This is a genomic window from Protofrankia sp. CiT1, assembly GCF_917627335.1.
Classification (GTDB): domain Bacteria; phylum Actinomycetota; class Actinomycetes; order Frankiales; family Frankiaceae; genus Protofrankia.
Window position 1 is genome coordinate 1 of the sequence record NZ_CAKJTP010000276.1, and the last position, 2,957, is coordinate 2,957.

Below are 2,957 nucleotides of genomic sequence, written 5' to 3' on the forward strand. Positions count from 1 at the left end.
TGGTCTGGATTGCCGACCTGGGCCGGGCCCTCCTCGCAGGCCCAGAACCCATAGCGGGCCACCGCCCGCGCGACATGCCGCGGAACCTAGGCCCGCCGTCGCGTTGACAACGCTCTCAGCCCCGCTGGCTGGCACTTCAAGGCCAAAGGAAGCCAGCCGACGCAGACCGCCGATGCCGGGGCCGCCGGGTGGATGGGAGGTTGCTAGTTTCATGCTCGACGGTACAGCGCTCACAGACACAAGGGAATGCGGCGATGGCGACCGTGGCGCGGGACAAGCTGGCGAGGATGCTCCGAGGAGACGTGGCGGGCGCGTTCAGCGTTGCCTTGACGACGAGTGCGGACGTGCTGAGTATCGAGGTCGACGGCGTCGGGTCCGTCGCCTTCCCGGTGTCTTCCGCGCAGGCGCGCGAGCTCCTCGGCCGCGGCCAGCCGGCCCGGTTTGGCCGCGGCGAGGAGACGCTGACCGACCCAGGCGTCCGCGACACGTGGGAGATCCCGACGGAGCTCGTCCACGCCAGGTGGGACGACGACGCGCTGAACGACATTCTGACGACGGTGAAGGACGAGCTGGGCCTGCCGATCGCCGCCGAGCTCACTGCTGGCCTTCATTCCCTGCTGGTGTACGAGCCGGGCCAGTTCTTCCGCGCCCACCAGGACAGCGAGAAGGACGACTCGATGATCGGCACCCTGGTGGTGACGCTGCCCTCCGACCACAGCGGGGGCGAGCTGATAGTACGTCACCTCGAGGAGAAGAACACCTACCGAGGCTCGACGGCAGAGTTGTCGCTGGTCGCCTTCTACGCCGACTGCCGGCACGAGGTCGCCAAGATCCGGTCGGGGTACCGGATCGCCCTCACCTACAATCTGCTGCTCAGCGGTGACACTGCCCTTCCGGAGGGCGATGAGGGAGCGGTCGGCGAGCTGGCCGGTTTCCTTCGGGAGCACTTCAGCACACCCGTGTTCAGCCGTTACGGCGGACGCCCCGCCGGCCCGCCGAACCGGCTCGTCTACCTCCTCGACCACGAGTACACCCCGCGCGCGCTGGGCTGGCGCGGGCTGAAGGGCGCCGACGCCGCGCGCGGCTCCCTGGTGCAGGCAGCGGCCGAACGGGCTGGGTACGAGGCCGTCCTCGCGCTCGCGGACATCAAGACCACACACAGCGCGTACGAGGCGGACGACTACTACGGGGGCCGCGGCCGGCGCTGCTGGGACGACGATGAGAATGCTGAGGACGATGACACTGATGACTTGGCCGACTACGATATCCAGGAGCTGATCGAGTCGACGGTCACGCTCACGCACTGGACCGGCCCGGACGGTGACCAGCTGGAGGCGACCTCGCTGGACGTCGACGAGGACGAGGTGTGTGCGTCCAGCGGGACGGACGACTTCGAGCCCTACACCTCGGACTACGAGGGCTATATGGGTAACTGGGGTAACACGCTGGACCGCTGGTACCACCGCGCGGCGATCGTTGTCTGGCCCCGCGAGCAGTCCTTCGCCAACCGCGCCGAGACCTCCCCCGGCTGGGCTCTGGACGCGCTTGCCGCGATGGCACCGACGGACGCGCAGGCCGCCGCGGCAACGCTCGAGCCGTTCTGGGACGGTGCCCTGCGCGCGCGGACGTCGGCGGACAGCGCGAGGATCTCCGAGACATTCGGCAAGGCCCTGCGCACGGCGGACACCGTGGCGGACGCCGCGACCGCATCGATGCTGCTGGGCCCGTTCCGCGTCGAGAACCTGACCGCCGGCGGCGCCGCACCCTTCGCGAAGCTCGCCAGCCAGTATGGACGGCCGTGGGCCGTGCAGCTGCTGAGGACGTGGGCGGGCGCGGGACAGCCGTACTGGACCGTCGGCGGACCGGAACGCGGGCGATGGGTGGCGGACTCGCTTCCCGGGCTGTGCGCGGGGCTGCGCGCCGAGCCCGGAGGCGGCGAGACGGCCGCGCAGCTGCTCGTCGACCTGGCGTGGACATGGCTGCGGGAAGCGATCGACAGCGCGGCCCGGTCGTCATCCCCGCGCAGCCGCGACGGCGGCCTCGACGCCTTGGGCGCACCGCTTGCCTCGGTACTGACGGCCGCCGCCACGACCGGGCCGGCGGACACCCGGGACACAGTCCTCGAACACGTCCGGCGGCAGCAGGACGCGGTCACCGCGCTGGAGATGTCCGCGCTGCGCGCCGCTGCGGCGCCCGGCGGCAACGGTACCCGCGACGAGACCGGCTTCGGCGAGCTGGCAGCGGACTGCGCGGCGCGGCTGCGCTCCCGGCTGGCGCTCCCATCGCGTGCCGCCACGGACTGGTCGATCACGCTGGCCGCGGACGGCTGCGGGTGCGAACTGTGCGAGACGTTGCGCGCGTTCCTCGCGGACCCGAGCCAGCGCACCCTCGACTGGCCGCTCGCCGAGCAGCGCAGGCGGCACGTCCATTCCCGGATCGACGCCGCCGAACTGCCCGTCAGTCATGTCACCCGCCGGCAGGGCCGCCCCTACACCCTCGTTCTCCAGAAGACCGACGCGCTCTTCACCGACGAGCTGACACAGCGGGCCACGGACCAGGCGGACCTTGACTGGCTGGTCGCCGAATGGCACGTGCCGCCCGCCCCGCAGACCACCTGACCTCCATCCGTCGATTCCGGATTCGAGTCACGCGGGCATCAGGCTGGCCTCGACCATCGCCCCAAGCTCCCAACAGGCCTCACGCACGGCGGCGTCCACCCCGCCGACAACCGACAGCGGCTCCCGCAGACGCTTCCACCTCAGAGGGCGTTTGATTAGAGATAATCATCTTATATAACCTAATAGGTTCCTCGCCAGGTAGGTGTTGTTTCGTTCGTTATGCGTCTAGTGAGATTGTCGATCGAAGCCAGGTAGATCATGGCTTCGGAGCTGGCGGGCACGGTCTCGTAGTCGCGGGCCAGGCGGCGGTGCATCATGATCCAACCTAGCGTCCGCTCC

The 2,957-nt window shown here is 69.8% G+C and carries 1 protein-coding gene and 1 pseudogene; one reads left to right on the forward strand and one right to left on the reverse strand.

The window, feature by feature from the left end; genetic code table 11:
* Nucleotides 1-254: 254 nt before the first annotated feature.
* Entirely contained in the window at nucleotides 255-2,618 is a 2,364-nt protein-coding gene (locus tag MJ785_RS21420; protein WP_239382651.1) for a 2OG-Fe(II) oxygenase, read from the forward strand.
* Nucleotides 2,619-2,797: 179 nt separating this feature from the next.
* On the opposite strand, the pseudogene MJ785_RS21425 reads toward MJ785_RS21420, so the two are convergent.
* Nucleotides 2,798-2,957: pseudogene (locus MJ785_RS21425) on the reverse strand (IS5/IS1182 family transposase); the annotation flags it as partial.

Bases quoted from the DNA above. Each gene is read 5' to 3' on its own strand.
- MJ785_RS21420 (WP_239382651.1), top strand. From the start codon at position 255: ATGGCGACCGTGGCGCGGGACAAGCTGGCGAGGATGCTCCGAGGAGAC.